The 21,077-nt window shown below is 72.4% G+C and carries 16 protein-coding genes and 1 pseudogene; 6 read left to right on the forward strand and 11 right to left on the reverse strand.

All coding sequences use genetic code 11. From position 1 onward, the window contains the following. The 11 genes and pseudogenes from QM638_RS18420 to QM638_RS18470 form a co-directional block, all read right to left on the reverse strand. A pseudogene (locus QM638_RS18420) lies at nucleotides 1–927 on the reverse strand (PucR family transcriptional regulator); the annotation flags it as partial. 19 nt (nucleotides 928–946) lie between these two features. Continuing rightward, nucleotides 947–2,065: an o-succinylbenzoate synthase gene (gene menC / locus QM638_RS18425; RefSeq protein ID WP_415144368.1), complete on the reverse strand. Its 1,119-nt coding sequence runs from the start codon at nucleotides 2,063–2,065 to the stop codon at nucleotides 947–949. Between the two features lie 2 nt (nucleotides 2,066–2,067). Then, nucleotides 2,068–2,913: a GNAT family N-acetyltransferase gene (locus QM638_RS18430; protein ID WP_415144318.1), complete on the reverse strand. Its 846-nt coding sequence runs from the start codon at nucleotides 2,911–2,913 to the stop codon at nucleotides 2,068–2,070. Beyond that, complete coding sequence (locus QM638_RS18435) at nucleotides 2,910–4,055, reverse strand: M20/M25/M40 family metallo-hydrolase (protein WP_415144320.1); 1,146 nt, start codon at nucleotides 4,053–4,055, stop codon at nucleotides 2,910–2,912. Before QM638_RS18435 ends, QM638_RS18430 begins: the two co-directional genes overlap by 4 nt. Continuing rightward, nucleotides 4,055–5,452, reverse strand: coding sequence for a serine hydrolase domain-containing protein (locus tag QM638_RS18440; RefSeq protein ID WP_415144322.1), 1,398 nt, complete (start codon nucleotides 5,450–5,452; stop codon nucleotides 4,055–4,057). The genes QM638_RS18435 and QM638_RS18440 overlap by 1 nt, the downstream gene beginning before the upstream one ends. A 1-nt stretch (nucleotide 5,453) precedes the next feature. After that, entirely contained in the window at nucleotides 5,454–7,436 is a 1,983-nt protein-coding gene (locus QM638_RS18445) for a S9 family peptidase (RefSeq protein ID WP_415144324.1), read from the reverse strand. Then, nucleotides 7,433–8,182: an ABC transporter ATP-binding protein gene (locus tag QM638_RS18450; protein WP_415144325.1), complete on the reverse strand. Its 750-nt coding sequence runs from the start codon at nucleotides 8,180–8,182 to the stop codon at nucleotides 7,433–7,435. Before QM638_RS18450 ends, QM638_RS18445 begins: the two co-directional genes overlap by 4 nt. Further along, on the reverse strand, nucleotides 8,179–10,095 hold the full coding sequence (locus QM638_RS18455; RefSeq protein ID WP_415144327.1) for a dipeptide/oligopeptide/nickel ABC transporter permease/ATP-binding protein: 1,917 nt from the start codon (nucleotides 10,093–10,095) through the stop codon (nucleotides 8,179–8,181). Before QM638_RS18455 ends, QM638_RS18450 begins: the two co-directional genes overlap by 4 nt. Further along, nucleotides 10,095–11,117, reverse strand: a complete 1,023-nt coding sequence (locus QM638_RS18460) for an ABC transporter permease (RefSeq protein WP_415144329.1) — start codon at nucleotides 11,115–11,117, stop codon at nucleotides 10,095–10,097. Before QM638_RS18460 ends, QM638_RS18455 begins: the two co-directional genes overlap by 1 nt. Before the next feature lie 57 nt (nucleotides 11,118–11,174). Further along, nucleotides 11,175–12,734 (reverse strand): ABC transporter substrate-binding protein, encoded by a 1,560-nt coding sequence (locus QM638_RS18465; RefSeq protein ID WP_415144331.1) that lies wholly within the window; start codon nucleotides 12,732–12,734, stop codon nucleotides 11,175–11,177. A gap of 89 nt (nucleotides 12,735–12,823) precedes the next feature. Then, complete coding sequence (locus QM638_RS18470; RefSeq protein ID WP_415144333.1) at nucleotides 12,824–14,209, reverse strand: serine hydrolase domain-containing protein; 1,386 nt, start codon at nucleotides 14,207–14,209, stop codon at nucleotides 12,824–12,826. A gap of 119 nt (nucleotides 14,210–14,328) precedes the next feature. On the opposite strand from QM638_RS18470, the gene QM638_RS18475 reads away from it, so the two are divergent. The 6 genes from QM638_RS18475 to QM638_RS18500 all read left to right on the forward strand — a co-directional run bounded on the left by QM638_RS18475 (nucleotide 14,329) and on the right by QM638_RS18500 (nucleotide 21,065). Further along, nucleotides 14,329–15,801 (forward strand): amidohydrolase family protein, encoded by a 1,473-nt coding sequence (locus QM638_RS18475; RefSeq protein ID WP_415144335.1) that lies wholly within the window; start codon nucleotides 14,329–14,331, stop codon nucleotides 15,799–15,801. Nucleotides 15,802–16,118: 317 nt separating this feature from the next. Continuing rightward, entirely contained in the window at nucleotides 16,119–17,363 is a 1,245-nt protein-coding gene (locus QM638_RS18480; protein ID WP_415144337.1) for a hypothetical protein, read from the forward strand. A 27-nt stretch (nucleotides 17,364–17,390) separates the two neighbouring features. Beyond that, a complete protein-coding gene (locus QM638_RS18485) occupies nucleotides 17,391–18,032 on the forward strand; it encodes an AmiS/UreI family transporter (protein WP_415144339.1) in 642 nt (213 codons plus the stop codon). Between the two features lie 177 nt (nucleotides 18,033–18,209). After that, nucleotides 18,210–18,968: an IclR family transcriptional regulator gene (locus QM638_RS18490; RefSeq protein WP_415144341.1), complete on the forward strand. Its 759-nt coding sequence runs from the start codon at nucleotides 18,210–18,212 to the stop codon at nucleotides 18,966–18,968. A gap of 46 nt (nucleotides 18,969–19,014) precedes the next feature. After that, complete coding sequence (locus QM638_RS18495) at nucleotides 19,015–20,199, forward strand: 4-hydroxybenzoate 3-monooxygenase (RefSeq protein WP_415144343.1); 1,185 nt, start codon at nucleotides 19,015–19,017, stop codon at nucleotides 20,197–20,199. A gap of 56 nt (nucleotides 20,200–20,255) precedes the next feature. Then, nucleotides 20,256–21,065, forward strand: coding sequence for a hypothetical protein (locus tag QM638_RS18500; protein ID WP_415144344.1), 810 nt, complete (start codon nucleotides 20,256–20,258; stop codon nucleotides 21,063–21,065). Nucleotides 21,066–21,077 lie beyond the last annotated feature (12 nt).

Here is a 21,077-nt window from a genome sequence, read left to right on the forward strand (position 1 = left end):
CAGGCCGAGCCGCGCCAGGGCGTCCCGGGCTCCGGCCCCGCCCTCGAGCGCGGTGGCCACCAGGTCGGTCCGCAGCCGGCGTTGGACGTCGGCGCCGGCCCGCACTCGCAGCATGTGCAGCGCCACCAGCTTCGCGGCGTCCTGCAGTGCCGAGGCCCGCTCGGGGGTGACCTCGCCGTCCATCGCCGCCCAGATCGAGCCGAGCACCTCGTCGCCGGCGCGCACCGCGATCGCCACCCGCTGCTTGCTGATCGCGTCCGCACCCAGGGCATCGGGGTCCACCACCACCGGCCGCTGCTCCCGGTAGAGCTCACCGAAGACGCCGGCCTCGGTGAGCAGCCGTGCGTACCTCTGCGGCACCTGACGGCCGATGATCGTCTCCTCCCGCGATCGGTCGGCCTCGTCCTGTCGCCCGGAGAAGGCGAGCACGCGCGAGCTGCGGTCCTCGATGGTGACCGGTGCGTCGAGCAGGGCGCCGACGGCGTTGGCGACGGCGAACAGGTCGCCCGAGGGGATTCCGCCGATCGACTCCGGCTCCGCCGGCCCCAGGTCGCCCTCCGCCAGGACCGAGCGCAGCAATGCGGTCAGCTGCGCCCAGGTGGCGCCGCGGCGCAGGCCGAGCAGCGCGAGGCCGGTCTCCGCCACCGCCGCGGTGAGCTCCGGGGTGAGTGCCACCGGCGCTCGCACGATGAGCCCGACCGCTCCCCGTCGCCCGATGTCGATGACCAGCGCGGGCAGGTGGGCGGCGGCGACACCGACGCCCAGCACCAGGGCCCCCGGTGGCTGGACGGGCTCGTCGTCGGGGTCGTGGATGACCACGCCACCGATCTCGCCCTCGTGCTCCGGGTCGCCGGCGACGAGCTCGAGCAGCGAGTCGCCCAGATCGTCGAGGACCCGTCCCAGACTCGCGCGCGGTCGCTGGCTCACGGCGGCCAGGATAGGCGGATCAGAGCGGGAGCCACTCCACCGAGGTGGTGACCTCGTCGAGGACCTCCGGGATCGGCGTCACCCCGAGTCCCGGCCCGGTGGGCACCGTCATGTGTCCGTCCACGATGCCCAGCGGCTCGGTGACGTCGGTGGCATAGAACCGGTCCGAGGCCGAGATGTCTCCCGGCAGGGTGAAGCCCGGCAGCGCGCCGAGGGCGGCGTTGGCCGCCCGGCCGAGGCCCGTCTCGACCATCCCGCCACACCACACCGCGAGGCCGTGCGCGGCCGCCAGGTCGTGGATGCGGACCGCCTCCAGGTAGCCGCCGACCCGGCCCGGCTTGATGTTGATGATCGAGCAGGCGCCCAGGGTGATGGCGGCGGCCGCGGTCTGGGCCGAGACGATCGACTCGTCCAGGCAGACCGGGGTGGCGATCTGCCTGGCCAGCGCGGCGTGGCCGAGCACGTCCTCCTCCTCGAGCGGTTGCTCGATCAGCAGCAGGCCGAACTCGTCGAGGCGGGCCAGATGCCGCGCGTCGCGCAGGGTGTACGCCGTGTTGGCGTCGACCTGCAGCGGTACGCCGTCGCCGTACCGCTCCCGGACGGCGCGTACCGGCTCGAGATCCCAGCCGGGCTCGATCTTGAGCTTGATCCGGACGTAGCCGGCGGCCAGGTAGCCGCCGACGACGTCGAGCAGCTGAGCGACGGAGTCGAAGATCCCGACCGACACCCCCGAGGGCACCCGGTCGTGCACCGCGCCCAGCTCGCGAGCCCAGGAGCGCCCGGCAGCGCGCAGTTCGGCGTCGAGGACGGCCATCTCCAGGGCGGCCTTCGCCATCCGGTGGCCCTTGATCGGGCTCAGCACCGAGGCGACCGCGGGGGCACCGTGCCGGGCCAGCGCATCCGGCGCCGCGCCGAGGGCCGGCAGCAGGAACCGTCGGAGCACGTCGGCCGTCGCCTCGACGTACTCCGAGGAGTAGAGCGGGTCGGCCATCGCCACACACTCGCCCCACCCCTCACCGGCGGGTGTCACCGCGCGGAGCAACAGGATGTCGCGAGCGGTCTGGGTGCCGAACGACGTTCGGAACGGCGAGACCAGCGGCATCCTCACCCGGCGCAGCTCGACGCCCTCGAGCCTCACACTCATCGGCGATCTCCTTCGTGCGGCAGGACGAGGTAGCCCCGCTCCTTGTCGAATCCGGCGACGCGGGCGCCGGCGGCCAGGGCCGTGGTCAGCTGGTCGCGGACCTTGGCCCGCCAGCCGCGCGCCTGCTCCGGATCGTCGGTCCGCAGTGCCTCGATGTCGGGCGGTACGGCGACCCAGGAGGCCGCCGCGCCCGGCGGCACCTCGGCCCGTCTCGGCCTGCCCGCACAGGCGGCCACGACCTCCGGCGAGGCCAGCGCCCAGCGGACCAGGAGCCGGTCGCTCTCGTCGGAGGCGTTGATGCCGTCGGCCATCGGGCCGTAGAAGTCGGGGAGGTACTCCGCGACCGTGGCCCCGAGCTTGGCCAGGTTGAAGTAGGCGTTGCGGGCCACCAGCGGGTCGTAGGTCCATTCCATCGACTCGATGCCGTGGTCGAGGCACCAGGCCCGCTGGTGCAGCTTCAGCGCGAAGCCGGCGTGCCGTCCGGCGACCGCGGCGGTCACGCCGGCGATGTGGCTGTGCATCGACCGGGTCGCCGGCGCGTGATGGAAGCCGACGCAGACCCCGACCATCGGCGCCGCGCCCCGCTCGTCGTCCTCCCGGTCGTCGTGCCGGTCGTAGGCACCCGCGACGTAGCTCTCCGCCTTGCCCAGCGCGCGCAGCAGCTCGGTGCTCAGCGGAGGGTTCCCCGGCACGCCCCAGATCCGGGCGAGCACCTGGGTCGCCTGCTCCAGCTCGGCCAGGTGTGTCAGCTCGCGCACCTCGACCCGCGCCGCGGCCGCCGCGGCGGCGTAGGCGTCCCAGGCGCCTCGGGCTCCCCGGGTGTCCCGGGCCTCCCTCGTCATGGTCGCCTCCGCCCGGCGGCCTGGCGCTCGGGGAGGCGGTCGGTGAGCAGCTCGCCGAGCAACCCGGCCACCAGTGCGGTGCGGTCCACGAGGGCGCCGACCAGGACGTGCTCGTCGGCGGCGTGCGCCCCGCCGCCGACGGCGCCGAGCCCGTCGAGCGTGGGCGTCCCGGCGCCGGCGGTGAAGTTTCCGTCCGAGGCGCCGCCGACGGCCGCCCTCGCCAGTGGCGCGAGCCCGAGTCGGGCAGCGACCGCCTGGGCGGCCTCGAAGAGGCCGAGCGAGGCCCGTTCCTCCAGCGGCGCCCGGTTGACCCCGCCGGTGACGGTGAGCTCGGCACCGGGCAGCGCCGGTGCGAGCGCACGGATCGCGGCGTCCACGCGCTCCTGCTCGGCCGCCGTCCACGCCCGTACGTCGACCGCGACCTGCGCCCGCGCCGGGACGGTGTTGAGCGTCGTCCCGCCGGCGAGCACCGTCGGCACCACACTCGTGCCGGCGGAGGCGTCTCCGAGTGCGGCCAGCGCGAGGATCTGGTGGGCGAGCTCGACCGAGGCGTTGACGCCCTTCTCCGGCTCCAGGCCGGCGTGGGCGGCACGGCCGGTGACCGCCATCTCGTACATCGACGTGCCCTTGCGAGCGGTCTTGAGGGCCCCGCCCTCGGCAGCGGCCTCCAGCACCAGCACCGCGCCCACCGGTCGCGCCTCGTCCTCGATCAGCGCGCGCGAGGAGATCGAGCCGACCTCCTCGTCGCCGGTGATCAGCAGGCCGACGCCGTCGCGATCCGGCAGCGTCGCGATGGCGTGGAACGCCATCGCGACACCGGCGAGCATGTCGAAGCAGCCCGGGCCGCGCAGGATCCCGTCCCCGATCGAGTACGGCGTGGTGGCCAGCGTGCCCAGCGGCCACACCGTGTCGTGGTGGCCGAGCACCAGCACCCGCGGCGTACCGAACCGCCAGCGCAGATGCGAGACGCCGTCGATGACGATCCGCTCCGGCTCGACCCCGAGACGACGCGCTCCGACCCGCGCCACCACGTCGGCGGAGGCGGCCACGGCGGCCAGGTCCTGCGAGGGCGACTCGCACTCGACCAGCTCGCGGATGTCGGTCAGGAGCAGGTCGAGGTCGGGCGCGGCGGGGGTGGGCATCAGGAGGACTTCTTCGGGGTGGCGCGGGCGCCGAAGTGGAGGTAGTGCTCGCCGGTCGGCAGGGAGTAGAACCGCACCGGATAGTAGGCCTCGCTGCCGGACGGCTTGACCGCGAAGAGCCCGTCGGAGACCCCGACCAGGTCGTTGGTCTCCGGCTCGCTGCCCTCCAGCTCCGCGATCGGCCCGGAGACGGTCGTGCGCAGCACCGGCCTGCCGTCCTCCACCAGCACCTCCTCGAGCACCGACTCGCGCTGGTAGGCGCCCAGGTACGGCGTGATGTCGACCTGGACCGGCTCCGCGGGCAGCTCGAAGCGCGGCGGCAGGGCGACGCCGGCCAGCTCGGCGAAGATCTCCTCGTACAGGTCGAGGTAGAGCGGGATCGCACTGCCGACGTTGGTGTGCACCGAGACCGCGATCCCGGCCTCGGGCAGCAGCCGCAGGAACGCGGCCTGGCCGATGGTGTTGCCGTCGTGCCCGATGGCGCGATGGCCGCTCCAGTCGCAGCGGAACCAGCCCAGACCCCAGGAGTCGCCGAGCAGGATCCTCTCCGGGCACTCGGTCTGGAAGCCGGCCATCGCGGCGGTGCTCTCGGCGCTGAGCACTCGGGTGCCGTCCGCGGCCAGACCGCCGTTCAGGTGCATCCGGGCGAAGGCGAGCACGTCGGTCGAGGTGGAGGTGATCAGACCGGCCGGTCCGGCCGAGCGCGGCAGCCCCCACACCGGGGCGACCTTGGGCTCCTCCCCGCCGGAGAGGTGGCCCATCGCGTGTGCGAAGACCATCGCCTCCTCGGGGAGCGTGGTGGTGTGGGTCAGGCCGAGCGGGGCGAAGAGCCGTTCCTTGAGCGCCGCGTCCCAGGTCGTGCCGGTGACCTTCTCGATCACCCGACCGAGCAGGGAGAAGCCCGAGTTGCAGTAGGACCAGGTGGCCCCGAGCGGGTGGTTCTGGGCGGCGGTGGCGAGCCCGGCGACGTACTTCTCCAGGCAGTCGTCGCCGCGGCCGGTGTCGGTGAAGATGTCGCCGTCGATGCCGCTGGTGTGGGTCAGCAGGTGCCACACGGTCAGCTTCTTGGTCACCTCCGGCTCGCCGAGGGTGAGCTCGGGGAGGATCTCGACCACCGGAGTGTCCAGGGCGAAGCGGCCCTCGTCGACCAGCTGCATCACCACCGTCGCCGTCCACACCTTGGAGATCGAGCCGATCTGCCACACCGAGTCGGTGGTGGCGGGCTGACCGGTACCGGCGTGCAGCACGCCGGTGGCGGTGGTGAACAGCTCGTCTGCGGCGCCGTCGCGACCGAGCCGGAGGATGCCGAGCTGGGCGCCCGGGATGCCGTGCTGGGCGACCAGCTCGGCGAACCGCGTCGTCCAGTGGGCCTCGTCGAGAGGCTTCGGATTGCTCATCTCACTGCTCCTTGCTGCCGGCGTACTGCTCGACCCAGTCGATCACGCGGCGGTAGTAGTCGATCCGGTGCGAGGGTCGCCCGGCGAGGATGAAGAGGTGGCTGGCGCCCGGGTAGAGCACCATCCGGGTCGGCACGCCGCGCTCACGCAGCGCGTAGTGCCATTGCTGTGCCTGCCCGATCGGGCAACGCACGTCGTCGGTGCCGTGGAGCACGAGCGTCGGCGTGGTCACCTGGTGGACGAAGGTGTACGGCGACATCGCGGCGAGCTCGTCCCGGTCCCGCCAGGGCAGTGCCCGGAGCTCCAGCGTGGAGAGCAGATGGGCGTCGTCGCTGGTGCCGCCGATGCTGGTCAGATCGCTGACCACCCCGCCCGGCACCGCAGCGGCGAAGCGCCGGTCGGTGGCGGTGAGGTAACAGGTCAGGTAGCCGCCGTAGCTGTAGCCGGTGACGGCGAGCCGGTCGGGATCGGCGATCCCCTCGGCGACCAGCTGGTCGACGGGCTCGAGGATGTCGGCGGCGTCGGCCGTGCCCCAGCCGCGCCACAGCGCGTCGTAGAACTCCTCGCCGTAGCCGTCGCTGCCGCGCGGGTTGACGATGAGCACCGTCCAGCCGCGCTCGACCAGCTCGTGGTGGTAGAGGTGCATCTCGTCGGCCGCCGCGTTCCAGGCGTTGTGCGGACCGCCGTGGAGGTCGACCAGCAGTGGCCCGGGGGCGGCGGCGTCCGCGGGCCGCATCAGCCATCCCTGGACGGAGGTGCCGTCGGAGAGGATGAACTCGCGGCTCGCCCGCGGCACCGGTCGCCGCCCGGCCAGCGCGTCGCCGTGGTCGGTGCAGGTCGTGAGCACGCCGTCGGTGAGGTCGATGAGCGCGATCTCGCCGAAGGAGTCGGGAGTGCCGAGCGCGGCGGCCGCGGTGCTGCCGGCGACGCCGAGACCACCGACCACCACGCCGTCGCCGTCGAGCACCGCGCGAGCGGGACCGCCGTCCAACGGCGCGGCGTACAGGTGGGTGCAGCCGCGGTCGCGTACGCCGACGAGCACCTCCTCGCCGACCACCGTCGGCACCGCCCCGGGGTAGGCCGGTGCGCCGGGCATGACGTTGCGGTCCAGGCCCGGCGCGAGCTCCGTCGCCTCGCCGGTGCGCGGGTCGACCAGGAAGAGCCGGGCGTGGCCGCGGAGGTCGCCGAGCCATCCGACCACCACGAGTCGGCCACCGTCGGGGGTGTACGACGCGGTGGCGGCGTAGCCCTCGGCGAGAGCGACCACCCGGGGCTCGGCATTCCTCCCCGGTCCGGGACCGGGCCGGGCGTCGACCAGGTGGACCGCGCTGCGGATGTCGAGGTCGGCATCGCCCGCCTTCTTGGCGGTGAAGGCGAGCGTCCGCCCGTCCGGGGACCAGGCGGGGCCGCGGGCGTGCTCGCCGAGCGCGGTCAGCGCCCGGACCTGCGTCGAGGTGAGGTCGAGCACGTGGATCTGGGTGCGGACCCGGCGGACGAACCCGAGACCGTCGCTGTGGTAGTCGACCCCGTCGGTGACGATCGGCGCCGACCGCCGTCGCTCTCGAGCCGCGTCGTCCTCGCCCTCGATGGCGGCCGGATCGACGGGTGCGCTGAACGCGATCCGGGTCGAGTCCGGGCTCCACACCGGCGCGCCCGCGCCGAGCGGCAGCGCGGTGAGTCGGCGTGGCTCGCCACCGGCGGTCGGCAGGAGCCAGAGCTGCTCGTCGCGGGTGAAGGCGAGGTGCCGGCCGTCGGGGCTCCAGGCGGGCGTGTCGTCGGTGGTGCCGTGGGTGAGCGGGCGCGGACCCGCGTCGTCGTGGTCCGCCCGGCGGGTCGGGGCGATCCACAGCGAGGTGACCGCCGTGTCGGCGGCGAGGTCCTGGCGCCGTACGACGTAGGCCACCCGGCTGCCGTCGGGGGAGAGGGTCGGCTGGGATGGCACCACCAGGTCGGCCAGGTCGTCGATGCGCAGGGTGCGGGTCATGGCTTCTCCCGAGGTTCGCGCACGGCGCCGGGGATCGCGGCCAGCAGCTCGCGGGTGTAGCGGTGCGACGGGTTGCCGAGCACCTCGGCCGTCGGTCCCTGCTCGAGGATCCGCCCGTCCGACATCACCGCGACCTGCGAGGCGACGTAGCGCACGACGGCGAGGTTGTGGGAGATGAAGAGCATCGCCAGGCCGAGCTCGCGCTGCATCTCCCGGACCAGGTTGAGCACCGCCCCCTGGACCGACACGTCGAGGGCGGAGGTGATCTCGTCGGCGATCACCACCGACGGCCGGCCGGCCAGGGCGCGTGCCAGGGCGACCCGTTGGCGCTGCCCGCCGGAGAGCTCGCCGGGCAGGTGTCCGGCTCGGTCGGGGTCGAGGTGGACGAGCTCCAGCAGCCGGGCGATCTCCGCCTTCCGGTCCGCGCGCGAGATCCGGACGGGGATCGCCTCGGCGATGCTCTCGCCGATCGTCATCCGGGGGTCGAGGGAGGAGAACGGATCCTGGAAGACCAGCTGCACGCCTCGATGACGACCGCGGTGGCGGATCGGCCTGCCGTCCAGCAGGATCCGCCCGCCGTGCAGCGGTGCCAGCCCGACCACCGCCCTGGCCAGCGTCGACTTGCCGGAGCCGGACTCGCCGACCAGGCCGACCACCTCGCCGTCGGGCACGCTGAGACTGACGGAGTCGAGCACGGTGCGCTGGGCGTATCGGACGGTGACCCTCTCGACGTCGAGCCGGCTCACGCCGCACCACCCTTGGTCAGGCGCAGGCCGGTGGGCTCGCCGGACCGCTGCTCGTCGGCGTGCCAGCAGGCCACCCGGTGGCCGGCCGGGTCGCTGCGCAGCACCGGGTCCTCCTCGCGACAGCGGTCGGTGGCCCACGGACACCGGGCGGCGTATGCACAGCCGACCGGGACGTGGGCCGGGTCGACCGGCTGACCGGGGATGGTGGCCAGCGGCTCGGTGGGGTCGGTGGCCATGTCGGGGACCGCGGCGACGAGTGCGCGGGTGTAGGGATGGCGGGCGCGGGTGCGCAGCTCGGCCGCCGGCAGGTCCTCGACGATCCGGCCGGCGTACATCACCAGCACCCGGTCGCAGACCTCCGCCACCACCGAGACGTCGTGGCTGATCAGCAGCAGTGCCGCGTTCTCCTCGCGGCGTATGTCCCGCAGCAGGGCGAGCACCTGGCGCTGCACCGTCACGTCGAGCGCGGTGGTCGGCTCGTCGGCGATGATCAGCCGTGGGCTGCCCATCAGCCCCATCCCGATCATGGCGCGCTGCCGCATGCCGCCGGAGAACTCGTGCGGGTACTGCCGGGCGCGGCGCTCCGGGTCCTGCACCCGCACCGCCCGCAGCCGGTCGACCGCGCGCGCGAACGCCGCACGGCGGGAGAGCCCCTGGTGTTGCCGGCCGACCTCGGCCAGTTGGCTGCCGATCCGCATGACCGGGTTGAACGAGCTCATCGGATCCTGGAAGACCACCGCCAACGAGGTGCCCAGCAGGACCGGGTCGATGCTCCCTCGCAGGTCGGCGCCGCAGAACCGCAATCGCTTCGCCGCCACCCGCCCGGGCTCCTCGACCAGGCGCGCGATGGCGAGAGCGGTCAGCGACTTGCCGGAACCGGACTCGCCGACCACGCCGACCGCCTCGCCGGCGTCGATCCGCAACGAGATCCCGCGGACCGGCCTGGTCACTCCGGTGGGAGAGGGAAAGGCGACGCTGAGGTCGCCGACCTCGAGCAACGGCTCGGCGGGGTCGGCAGTGGTGGCTCCCCTGTCGTCGCCTCTGTCGGTGTCGCCGTCTCGCCCGGGGCCGGGCCATGCCCGCCCGCGCACGCTCGGGTCGCCGAAGGTGCCCGCGACGGCCTCGCCGGTCAGGTTGAACGCCAACCCGGCGAGGATCACGGCGATGCCCGGCGCCAGCGCCGCCAGCGGGTGGGTGTAGATGCCCGACAGACCGTCCTGCATCAACCGGCCCCAGTCGTAGTCGGGTGACTGGACACCGAGGCCGAGGAAGGAGAGTCCGGCGAAGCTGAGCAGCACCCCGCCGGCGGTGACGGTGGCGTTGACGACCAGTGGCTCGGCGATGTTGGGCAGCACGTGACGGACCACGATCCGCACCGGGTGGACGCCGGCGATCCGGGCGGCCGCGACGAAGTCCCGCTCCGCGACCCCGGCGACCAGGTTCTGGACCAGCCGGGCGAAGGCGGGTGCGATGGCGACGCCGATCGCCAGTGCGGCGCCCCTGGCGCCGACGCCGAAGACCACGGCGAAGAAGAGCACCAGCAGCAGGCTCGGGAACGCGACCAGGATGTTGACCGCCGCGACGACCAGGCGCCCTGCTCTGCCGCCCAGGAGCAGCGGAGCGATCCCGAGCACGAGGCCGAGCAGCACGCCGAGGGCGGTCGCGAGCAGGGCCAGCACGAGGGAGAGCCGGGTGGCGACCAGCACCCGGAAGAAGAGGTCGCGGCCCAGATTGTCGGTCCCCACCCAGTGCTGGGCCGAGGGCCCGCCGAGCAGATTGCCGGTGTCGACCGTGCTGGCACGATCGCCCCACAGCAGGGGTGCGAGGAGCGCGAGCAGCGCCAGCAGGGTCAACAGGCCGAGGCCGATCCGACCGACCGGGGTGCGCAGCAGGCGCAGGAGACGACCGCGCATCACGTGTCCCCGATCGTGGAGCGGGGGTCGATCGTCGCGAGCGCCAGGTCGACCAGGGTGTTCACCACGAGCACGATGGCGCCGTACACCAGCACCGTTCCCTGGACCATCGGGTAGTCCTTGGCCACGATCGAGGAGACGATCGTGCTGCCGAGCCCGGGCCAGGCGAAGACGTTCTCGACCAGCACCGTGCCGGCGATCATCGTGCTCAGCAGCATGCCGCCGAGCGTGAGGGTGGCCGTGACGGCGTTCGGCAGCGCGTGCCGCAGCGTGATCCGCAGCGGTGGCAGTCGCTTGGCGCGCGCGGTGCGGATGTAGTCGGTCTCCAAGACGGCGAGCATCTCGACCCGCACGATCCGGGCCAGCACCGCCGCCGGCCCGATCGCCAGGGCGAGCACCGGCAGCAGGTAGGAGTCCGGGCCCTCGCGACCGGCGACCGGGAGGACCCCGAGGTTCACCGCGAAGACGGCGACCAGCGCGACGCCGAGCAGGAAGTCGGGGATGGAGCCGAGCACGACGCTGGTGCCGGCGAAGGCGAGCTCGGTACGGCGCCGCCGTCCGCGGCGGGTGGCGACCGCGAGCGCGACCCCGACCGGGATGGCGATGGCGAGCGCGACCAGGAACGCCAGGACGGCGAGGGAGGCGGTCGCCGGCAGCCGCTGCCCGATGGTCTGGGCGACCGGGAGCTCGGTGGCGATCGACTCGCCGAGGTTCCCGGTGAACAGGTGTCCGAGGTAGTGCAGGTACTGGGTGAGCAACGGGTCGTCGAGCCCGAGCTCGGCCCGCTTGGCGGCGACCAGGTCGGCCGGTGCGGTCATGCCCAGCGCCGCTCGGACCGGGTCGCCCGGCACCAGATGGATCATCAGGAACGAGGCCGTCACCAGCACCCAGAGCGAGACCAGCAGCCGCCCGGCCCGGCGCAGCGCGAAGCGGGTCCATCGCCCGCCGACGCGCAGCCCGTCCGGCGGCGTGACGGGCGGCGCGACCGGATCCGGGGCGGTTGCCGGTGTCAGTGCTGTCATGGGGCTGTCATGGGGCTGTCATGGGCGGGGGGATGGGCCTCGGTGGTTCTCGGCCGCTCAGCCGAGCATCTTGATGCTGGTCGGGACGATGAACCCGGTCACGGTGAGCTCGGCACCCTGGTGGAAGGTGGGCACGACGCTGTTGGCGAACGGCACCACATCGGCGGCCTTGAAGAGCGCTGCCTCCGCGGACTGCCAGTCGGCGCAACCGGCGGTGCCGCTCATGGCCATCGCCGCCTTCACCTCGGTGGTGTAGTCGGCGTTGTCGATGCTGGCGAAGTTGTTGCCGCCGTCCTGGACGCTGGCACCGGAGTAGAACGGGACCAGCTGGTCCGGCGTACTGACGTTGATCGGCTCCCAGGCGATGTCCCAGTCCCCGGTGCCGAACAGCGTCGGCTGCAGCTCGGTGGTGGTGGCCGACTTGGCGGTGACGTCCACCCCGAGCTTCTTCCAGGCCGCTGTGGCCAGTTCGGCGGCCGCCGAGCCGCCGCTGCCCAGCACGCTGTCGTAGAGGAAGGTGACCGAGAGCTTGCTCCCGTCCTTGCTCAGTACGCCGTCCGAACCCTTGGTCCAGCCGTCCTTGGCGAGCGCGGCCGCGGCCGCGGAGGTGTCCAGTGCGGGCACGTTGCCCTTCACCGAGTTGCCGGTGCAGGCCGCCGGCGCGACCACGGCGAGTCCGGTGGCGGCGGTGCCGGTGCCGGAGGTGATGACGTGCTGCATCTTGGTCAGGTCGAGCACCTCGGTCAGCGCCTTGCGCACGACCGGGTCGCTGGTGACGTGTCCGGAGGCGTGGTTGTACCACTGCTCGCCGGTGAGCATCTCGGTCTTCGCGGCGTCCACGCCGGCACTCGTCAGCCGCGCGGCGTCGGGGCCGAGGATCTGGGCGGCGTTGAGCTGTCCGCTGAGGATCTCGTTGGCTGCTGTGGTCTCGTTGGTCACCACCTTGACCTCGATGGTCGCGGGGGTGCCGCTGGCGGAGGTCTTGGCGCCGTCGGGGCCCCAGGCGTAGTCCTGCCGGACGGTGTAGGTGTAGTGGTCGCCGGGTACCGCCTGGGTGAGTGTGTAGGGACCGGTGCCGTCGGTCGTCGACTTCAGGCTCGACCGGTTCTTCAGTCCCGACTCGCAGACCATCGGCAGGTTGGCCAGGCCCTGCAGCAGGAACGGTGCGGCCGCAGCGAGCTTGACCGTCACCGTCGAGCCGGCGGCGGTGGCGGTCGCGCCGGCCGGTACGAAGGTGCCGAGCAGCGGGCTCTTGCTCTTCGGATTCTCCACGTAGGTGATGTTGTCGGCGACCGTCTCGGCGGTGAACTCGGAGCCGTCCGAGCAGGTGACGCCGTCGCGGACGGTGAACGTGGCGGTGGTGCCGGCGACCTTCCAGGAGCTGGCCAGTTGCGGCTGGATCTTGCCGTCGGAGCCGACCGCGACCAGGGTGTCGTAGGCGAAATGGGAGAGCTGGATCGCGGCACTGACCACCGAGCCCTGCGGGTCGAGGGCACCGGGGTCGGTGCCGACGGCCACGGTGAAGGTCTTGCCGTCGGCGTAGGTGCTGTCCCCCGATGAGCCGGAGGAGCCCGACGAACCGGACGAGCCGCAGGCGGCCAGGCCGCCCGCGGTCACGCACAAGGCGAGCGCCAGGGCGCCTCCCCTCCCGATACGCGCATTCGAACGGATCGGCCTCATCGGCGTACCTCTTTCTGCAGGGAGCGTCAGTCGGCGCGCGCGACCACGCGGCCGTAGTGGACGTACTGGGCGCGCTCGTCGGCGGCGCCGAGGAACGTGAAGACCTGGTGCATGCCGTGCACCGGGTTGAGTGCGATGAAGGAGTCACCGGTCAGATGGACGAGCCGGTAGCGGACCGGCCGCTCGCCGATCTCGGCGAGGATGTCCTTCGGCTCACGGTCCAGCACCAGCGCCTCGCCGTCGCCCTCGGCGACCGTGATGTCGAAGATGGTGTCGGCGTAGTGGCCGACGAAGCGGTCGACATCGACCGCCTCTGGGTGGTCCGGCGGGGTCGGGGGCGCGGGCAGCACCACCCCCGTCAGATCGGTCAGCAGGCGGGCGACCACATCGTCGAACAGGCCGAGGACGTCGCCTCCGTTGGTCAGCAGCGCGACAGCGACGCCCTGCTCGGGGACGATCCTCAAGAAGGCGGCCTGACCGATGGTGCCGCCGTCGTGTCCGATCACGGTGCCCTGCGCGGTGTCGATCAGCTCCCAGCCGAGGCCCCAGGCGCTGCCCATCCCGGAGAGGACCGGGAGGTCGACCTGACGTTGCTGCATCGCGGTCACGGCGGCGGTCGAGAGGAGTCGGGTCCCGTCGACGGCGCGGCCACCGTCCAGGTGCATCCGGGCGAAGCCCAACAGGTCGCTCGGTGTCATCGCCAGCATGGCGCCGGCGGGTGCGTTCGAGCGGGCCAGCGCCCAGGTCGTGGTGGGGGTCGGGCGGTCGTCCTCGCCGGTGACGTGACCGACCGCGGCGCGGTGCAGGATCGCCTCGTAGGGGCTCGGGCAGACCCGGGGCAGCGCCAACGGTCGCACGATCCGCTCGGTGAGCACGGCGTCGTACGGCCGGCCGCGCAGCACCTCGACCAGTCGGCCCAGGATGACGAATCCGGTGTTGTTGTAGGAGAAGGTCATGCCCGGGGCGAAGAGCTGGGGCAGGTCGGCCAGGGTCGCGACGTACCTCTGTACGGCGTCCTCGCCGCGGCCGGTGTCGGTGAAGATGTCGCCCTCGAACCCGGCCGTGTGGGTCAGCAGGTGTCGCGTGGTGATCGTCTCGGTGGCGTCGGGGTCCGCGATGACGAGCTCGGGCAGATAGTCGCGCACCGGCCGGTCGAGGTCGAGCAGGCCGTCGTCGACCAACTGCATGACCAGTGTCGTGGTCCAGATCTTGGTGATCGAGCCGATCTGGAAGACGGTCTCGGGATCGACCGCGACCCCCGTGTTCACGCTGGTGACGCCCGCCGAGCCGCGGAGGATGTCGCCGTCGACGAGCACGGCGAGCGAGGCGCCGGGCACGTCGTGCTCGGCGACCAGCGCGGCGAAGTGCCGTTCGATCCAGCGGGCGGCGCCGGCGTTGTCCAGCGTGGGCATGTTGGCCACCGTAGGAACTCACCGGCACCATGTATTCGTCTGATCGGACAGTGGGAGACGGTCGTTGACTGTCCGATCCTCCAATGGAGGTCGACGGGTGGGCGCGGTTGGATGGTCGGGTGCTGATTCTTCGCGGTGGCCGGGTGGCGAATCCCGAGGTCGGTGCCGAGCGAGTCGCGGACGTGGCGGTCGCCGGCGGTCGGGTGGTGGCGATCGGGACCGATCTGCCGGCCGACGGTGCGCAGGTCGTCGAGGTCGCCGGGCTGGTGGTCGGACCGGGCTTCGTCGACCTGCACAGCCACGTGCACTCGATCGCCGGGCAGCGACTGCAGGCGCTCGACGGCGTCACCGCCGCCCTCGATCTCGAGGCCGGCCTGTTCCCGGTCGCACGGGCCTATGCGGTGGCCTCCGATGAGGGACGACCGCTGCACTACGGCTTCTCCGCCTCCTGGGCGGGCGCCCGCGCGCTGGCTCACCTCGGCACCTCCGCCGACGCCGATATCGACCGCACCCTGGCCGTCCTCGGCGATCCGGGGTGGCAGCGCACTTCGACGGCACCGGAGCGGGCGGCCTGGCTCGACACCCTGGAGAGCGAGATCGCCGACGGAGCCGTGGGGATCGGCGTACTGCTCGGCTATGCGCCGCGGTCGGATCCCGAGGAGTTCCTCGCCGTGGCGCGACTGGCCCAACGCACCGGCACCGCGACCTTCACCCACGTCCGTGAGCTCATCGAGGCGGACCCGGCCACCCCGATCGACGGCTCGCTGGAGATCGCCCGCGCCGCCGCCGAGACCGGGGCCGCGATGCATCACTGCCACGTCAACTCCACCTCGCGCCGCCACGTCGACCGCGTCCTGGGCCTGCTCGAGGATGCTCGCGCCGCCGGGTCGCGGGTCAGCGTCGAGGCCTATCCGTACGGCGCCGGATCGACGGCCATCGGCGCCTTCTTCCTCGCTCCCGAGCGGCTCGACGCGTGGGGGTTGGTGCCGAGCGACCTGACGATCGTCGCGACCGGCGAGCGGGTCGGTGACGCCGCCCGCCTGGCCGAACTGCGTGCCAGTGACCCGGGTCAGGTCTGCCTGGTCGCCTTCCTGGACGAGGATCGCCCCGAGGACGCCGCCACGCTGCGCCGGTCGCTGGCCTTCCCGGACGCGATCGTGGCCAGCGACGCGATGGCCGTGCTCTGGCCCGACGGCAGCCAGGAGAGCCGGGAGTGGCCGCTGCCGCCGGGTGGCCAGACCCACCCGCGGACCGCGGGGACCTTCGCCCGCTCGCTGCGTCGGATGGTCGTCGAGACCGGCGCCTGGAGCTGGCCGGAGGCCTTCCGGCGCTGCTCCTACCTGCCGGCCCGGGTGCTTGACGGCTTCGTGCCCGCGATGTCGACCAAGGGCCGCCTCGAGGTCGGTGCCGACGCCGACCTGGTGGTGATCGACCCGGCGCGCGTCACCGACCAGGCCACCTATCTCGACCCGGTGCGACCCTCACGCGGCATCGTGCACCTGTTGGTCGACGGCACGTTCGTCGTCCGCGACTCCCAGCTGCTCCCCGATGCCTTCCCGGGACGGCCGATCCGCGGGGTCGTCGGCGGGTGAGGCGGCCGGGGTCGTCGGCGGGTGAGGCGGGTGAGGCGGCCGGGGGAAGGCGGGTAACACGTCGTTCGGTGAAGTAGCAGCCTGCTGCAGCGCGCTGCTAGTGCGGCGAACAACGTGTTACCTCCCGGCGGGGCGGCTCGCCGACGGCTCGCCGAGGTGCGGCCGACGGGTGGCCGGGTCGGATGAACGGGTTTTCCGATGGACCCCTCGGCAGGTCGTGCGCCGATCCGGACGTGCTGCGGTGGATAAACAGCATAAAGTCACTAGGAATTAGTGAGTTATTGCCTCGTACCCGTCGACCTGCCAGGAGCACCCGGATGACCACCCAGACCCACTCCCCAGCCGAGACCACCCCACGCCCTCCCGCCGGGGGCGACCCGGTGCGGCCGGGCTCGCCCGAGCTGACCGCGCTGTTCGACCGGATCTCCGTGGGTGCGGACCTGCGAGACCGGGACCGCGTGGCCCCCTTCGAGCAGATCGCCTGGGTGAAGCAGGCCGGCCTCGGCCGTCTCCGCGTCCCGGTCGCCGAAGGCGGTGGCGGGGCGAGCCTGCGTGAGTTCTTCGCCGTCCTGATCGCCTTGGCCGAGGCCGACTCCAACGTCGCCCACATCCTCCGTACGCACTACTGGTTCGTCGAGCAGCAGCTGGTCGCGGTCGACCCCGACGCCCGCGCCCGGGGTCTGGCGATCATCAACGCCGACCAGCTGGTGGGCAACGGCTTCAGCGAGCAGAGCAAGCATGCGGTGGGCCTCCACTTCGACACCGCGATCGCCCCGCAGCCCGGCGGCGGGTACCGGCTGAACGGCGAGAAGTTCTACTCCACCGGCACGATGTACTGCGACTACACCCAGATCTGGGCGTCCGCGGGGGAGCACCGCATCGCCGGCGCGGTGGTGCCGATCACGCGCGCCGGAGTGAGCGTCGAGGACGACTGGGACGGATTCGGGCAGCGCCTGACCGGCACCGGTACGACCCGGCTCAACGACGTCGTCGTGAACGAGGAGGAGTACTTCGACCTCGGCGATCCGGACGACCAGCCGACCGGCTACATGGGTGCCTTCCTGCAGCTCTACCTGCAGGCGGTGACCGCCGGCATCCTGCGCAGCGTCCGCAACGACGCGGTCGCGCTCGTGCAGCGCCGTGCGCGCAACTTCAGTCATGCCGCCGCCGGCTCCGCGGCCGAGGATCGCCAGGTCCTCCAGGTCGTCGGCGAGATCGCCGCCGACGCGTTCGCCGCCGAGGCCATCGTGCTGGCGGCCGCCGACGCGATCCAGGCCGCCTTCGACTCCGTGGTCGACGGCCTTCCCGATCCGGCGATCGCCGAGGCTGCCCAGCTCGCCGCCGCCCAAGCCAAGATCGCCGTCGACCGGTTCTCCTACGCCGCGGCCGCGAAGCTGTTCGACGTCGGCGGAGCCTCCGCGACGCAGAAGGTCTACAACCTCGATCGGCACTGGCGCAACGCGCGGACCGCCTCCACCCACAACCCGACGTTCCTCAAGGCGTCGGCGGTGGGCGACCACTTCGTCAACGGTGCCTCCTTCCCGGGCAACGCCTACTTCTGAGCGACGAGATCGGGAGAGGACACCGAGATGTCATCTGTGGGGCTGCTCTTCGTAGGCGCGGCGCTGTTCGTCAACGGCCTGCTCTTCCTCGGCCAGACCGACGCCAAGACGGCGGGCGTCTTCAACCTGTTCGTCGGTGCGCTGCAGACCGCGATCCCGTTCTACCTGATCGCCACCGCCGACGATCCCGACCAGATCCTGAGCGCGGCCGGGGTCTTCATGTTCGGCTTCACCTATCTGTACGTCGGCATCAACAACCTGTCCGGCTTCGACGGCAACGGACTCGGCTGGTACTCGGCCTGGGTCTCGCTGATGGCCGCCTGCTTCGGGGTCACCAACATCGTGCGGTTCGACGACCTGGCCTCCGGGCTGCTGTGGTTCCAGTGGTCGGTGCTGTGGGGGCTCTTCTTCGTCGTCATCGGTCTCGGCCGGGCTGAGTGGACCGGGCTCGCCGGCTGGCTCACCCTGGTGATGGCCTTCACCACGTGCACCATCCCGGGCTTCGTCTATCTCCTCGGGGAGACCGTGCCCGCCTGGCTGATCGCCGCCTCGATCGTCGCCACCGTCGTGGCGGTCGCGCCTCAGGCCATCCGGGTGGCCACCGGCCGCGACGTCCCTCCGTCGGCCCTGGAGCCAACCGCGGCGACGACCGGCGCCCACCAGGGATGACGGCCTCCGGCTCCGGCTGAGGAGGGGGGTAACACGTTGTCCGGAGGGGTAGCAGCCTGTCGCAGCAGGCTGCTACCTGGGCGAACAACGTGTTACCCCCCCAACAGGGACCCCCAACATGCATGGATGGTGGCCCCGGCGCGAGCGCTTCCTCTCGCTGAGTGAGACGATGCCGGGGTGGCGGGCAACACCGGGGAGCCGGGAGCGAGTGTCGCGGGGCGGGTGGTGGCGGTGCTGCGGGCCTTCGACGAGGACCATCCCCGGCTGCGCGCGACCGAGATCGCCCGGCGGGCGGGGCTGCCGCTGCCGACCGCCCATCGGCTGGTGCAGGAACTGGTGGCGCACGGTGCGCTGAGCAGGGTGGGCCAGGACTACGTGGTCGGCCGACTGTTGTGGGACGTCGGCCTGCTGGCGCCCGTGCCGGCCCAGCTGAGGGAGGTCGCCTCGCCGTTCCTGCACGACGTCTACGCGGCCACTCTCGCGACGGTCCACCTGGCGGTGCGCGACGGCGACCAGGCGCTCTATCTGGAGCGGATCACCGGTCGGGCGACCGTTCCGGTGGTCAGCAGCGTGGGCGGCACCCTGCCGCTGTACGCCACCGGGGTGGGGAAGGTCCTGTTGGCCCACGCCCCGGACGACGTACGACGCCGGGTGCTGGGCTCGCTGACCCGGATCACGCCGTACACCATCACCCAGCCCGGCCGGCTGCGCGACCAGCTGGACCGGATCGTGCGCGACGGCTATGCCACCACCGAGGAGGAGATGACCCGCGGCGCCTGCTCGGTCGGGGTGCCGGTGCGGCAGCGCGGCGAGGTGGTGGCCGCGGTCGGAGTGGTGGCCGCCTCCCTGGCTCGGGACCGCGATCGGGCCGCGCTGCAGGTGGCGGCTCAGGGCATCGGGCGGCAGCTCAATCTGCTGCCGTCTCTCACTGGATGAGAGGCAGCGCTGGAGGTGCCGTCGGTCACAGCCGTTCAATGTGACCATGCCCACCACGCTTCGCACCCAGGTCGCCATCGTCGGCGCCGGCCCCGCCGGCATGCTGCTCTCCCATCTGCTCGCCGCCCGCGGGATCGAGTCGGTCATCGTCGAGGCACGCTCGGAGGAGTACGTCGCCGCCCGCATCCGTGCCGGCATCCTGGAACACTCCACCGTCGAGCTGCTCCGCTCGGTCGGTCTCGCCGACCGGCTCGAGCGGGAGGGTGACGAGCACCGCGGGATCTACCTGCAGTGGCCCACCGAGCGGCACCACATCGACTTCGTCGACCGCACCGGCCGCAGCGTGTGGGTCTACGGGCAGACCGAGGTGCAGAAGGACCTGATCGCGGCCCGCAACGCGGCCGGGCAGCAGGTGTACTACCAGGCGAGCGAGGTCGTGCCGCACGACGTCGAGTCCGAGACGCCGTACGTCACCTTCACCGCGGGCGGCGTGGACCACCGACTGGAGGCCGCCGTGATCGCCGGTTGCGACGGCTCGTTCGGACCGAGCCGCAGCGCGGTGCCGGCCGAGGTCACCCAGACCTGGGAGCGGGTCTATCCCTACTCCTGGCTGGGGATCCTGGCCGACGTCGCGCCGTCCACCGACGAGCTGATCTACGCCTGGCACCCGGACGGGTTCGCGATGCACTCGATGCGCTCGGCCACCGTCAGCCGGCTCTATCTGCAGGTCCCGAACGGCACGCCGATCGAGGAGTGGAGCGACGACCGGATCTGGGAGGCGCTCGCCACCCGGCTGGGCCACGGCCAGGACGGCTGGAAGCTCAACCCCGGCCCGATCACCGACAAGTCGGTGCTGCCGATGCGGTCCTACGTGCAGACCCCGATGCGACACGGCCGGCTCTTCCTCGCCGGCGACGCCGCCCACATCGTCCCGCCCACCGGCGCGAAGGGGCTCAACCTCGCCGTCGCCGACGTGGCGTTGCTGGCGCCCGCGCTGGCCGACCTGGTGGGCAGCGGTGACGCCCGGCTCGCCGACGCCTACTCCGATCGGGCGCTGCGCCGGGTCTGGCGCTGTGAGCACTTCTCCTGGTGGATGACCACCATGCTGCACACCAGTGGCGACCCGTTCGACGCCCAGCTCCAGCTCTCCCAGCTGCGCTGGGTCTGCTCGAGCGAGGCCGGCGCGACCGGCCTGGCGGAGAACTACGCCGGACTGCCGATCGGTTTCTGAGCGTCCGAGCCCGCGCCGTCGAGCCGATGCGGGTGACGGTTCCCTAGGTTGGGCTCATGGCCGCAGAGGCGACGACCTACCGCTACGTCCGACTCATCCTGCTCGCGCTGCTGTTGGCGCTGGCGATCTCGGTCGCGGCCGAGACCGTCCGGACCGGCTGGCAGACCTCGATCAGCGCCTACTACTACACCGCGGCGGGCCCGGTCTTCATCGCCGTGCTGTGTTGCGTCGGTGCGTGCCTGGTCGCGTTGCGGGGCCTCACCGACGCCGAGGACGTCTGCCTCAACCTGGCCGGCATCTCGGCGCCGATGGTCGCGTTCGTCCCCACCCCCGAGCTGGGGCGTGCGCCGGACGAGCCCGCCATCGCCAACAGCGCGCTGACCTATCTGGTCGTGCTCGCGGTCGGCTACCTGGTGGTGCTGGTCGCCGTGGTGCGGCGGCGCTCCCACGGCGGGCCCGCACCGACGCTGTGGAGTGTGCTGGGGCTGATCTCGATCCCGGCGGCGTGGGTAGTCGGCGTCGTCTGGATCCTGGTCGACCGCGACTCCTTCGCCACCCATGCCCACGCGCTCGCCGCGGTCTTCACCTTCCTCCCGTTCGTCGGGGTGGTGCTGCTCAACACCGACTGGGGCGTGCGGGTACTGGCTTGGCAACCGGCCGCGAAGGGGAGCCGGTACGACGTCGGGTACTGGTCGGTCCTCGCCGCGATGGCGCTGGCCGCGGTCGTCTTCGCGGCACTGTGGTCCTGGGACTACGCCCTGCTCGGCCTGGAGATCTCGCTGTTGTTGCTGTTCGCGGCGTTCTGGGTGCTGCAGTCGATCGGCGTGCCGGTCCCGGGCGCCGACCCGGATCGTCGTACGTCGTGAGGGCCGGGCCGG

The organism is Nocardioides sp. (genome assembly GCF_047606145.1).
Lineage (GTDB): Bacteria > Actinomycetota > Actinomycetes > Propionibacteriales > Nocardioidaceae > Nocardioides.

Bases quoted from the DNA above. Each gene is read 5' to 3' on its own strand.
- QM638_RS18430 (WP_415144318.1), bottom strand. From the start codon at position 2,913: ATGACGAGGGAGGCCCGGGACACCCGGGGAGCCCGAGGCGCCTGGGAC.
- QM638_RS18435 (WP_415144320.1), bottom strand. From the start codon at position 4,055: ATGCCCACCCCCGCCGCGCCCGACCTCGACCTGCTCCTGACCGACATC.
- QM638_RS18440 (WP_415144322.1), bottom strand. From the start codon at position 5,452: ATGAGCAATCCGAAGCCTCTCGACGAGGCCCACTGGACGACGCGGTTC.
- QM638_RS18445 (WP_415144324.1), bottom strand. From the start codon at position 7,436: ATGACCCGCACCCTGCGCATCGACGACCTGGCCGACCTGGTGGTGCCA.
- QM638_RS18455 (WP_415144327.1), bottom strand. From the start codon at position 10,095: ATGCGCGGTCGTCTCCTGCGCCTGCTGCGCACCCCGGTCGGTCGGATC.
- QM638_RS18460 (WP_415144329.1), bottom strand. From the start codon at position 11,117: ATGACAGCACTGACACCGGCAACCGCCCCGGATCCGGTCGCGCCGCCC.
- QM638_RS18470 (WP_415144333.1), bottom strand. From the start codon at position 14,209: ATGCCCACGCTGGACAACGCCGGCGCCGCCCGCTGGATCGAACGGCAC.
- QM638_RS18480 (WP_415144337.1), top strand. From the start codon at position 16,119: ATGACCACCCAGACCCACTCCCCAGCCGAGACCACCCCACGCCCTCCC.
- QM638_RS18485 (WP_415144339.1), top strand. From the start codon at position 17,391: ATGTCATCTGTGGGGCTGCTCTTCGTAGGCGCGGCGCTGTTCGTCAAC.
- QM638_RS18495 (WP_415144343.1), top strand. From the start codon at position 19,015: ATGCCCACCACGCTTCGCACCCAGGTCGCCATCGTCGGCGCCGGCCCC.
- QM638_RS18500 (WP_415144344.1), top strand. From the start codon at position 20,256: ATGGCCGCAGAGGCGACGACCTACCGCTACGTCCGACTCATCCTGCTC.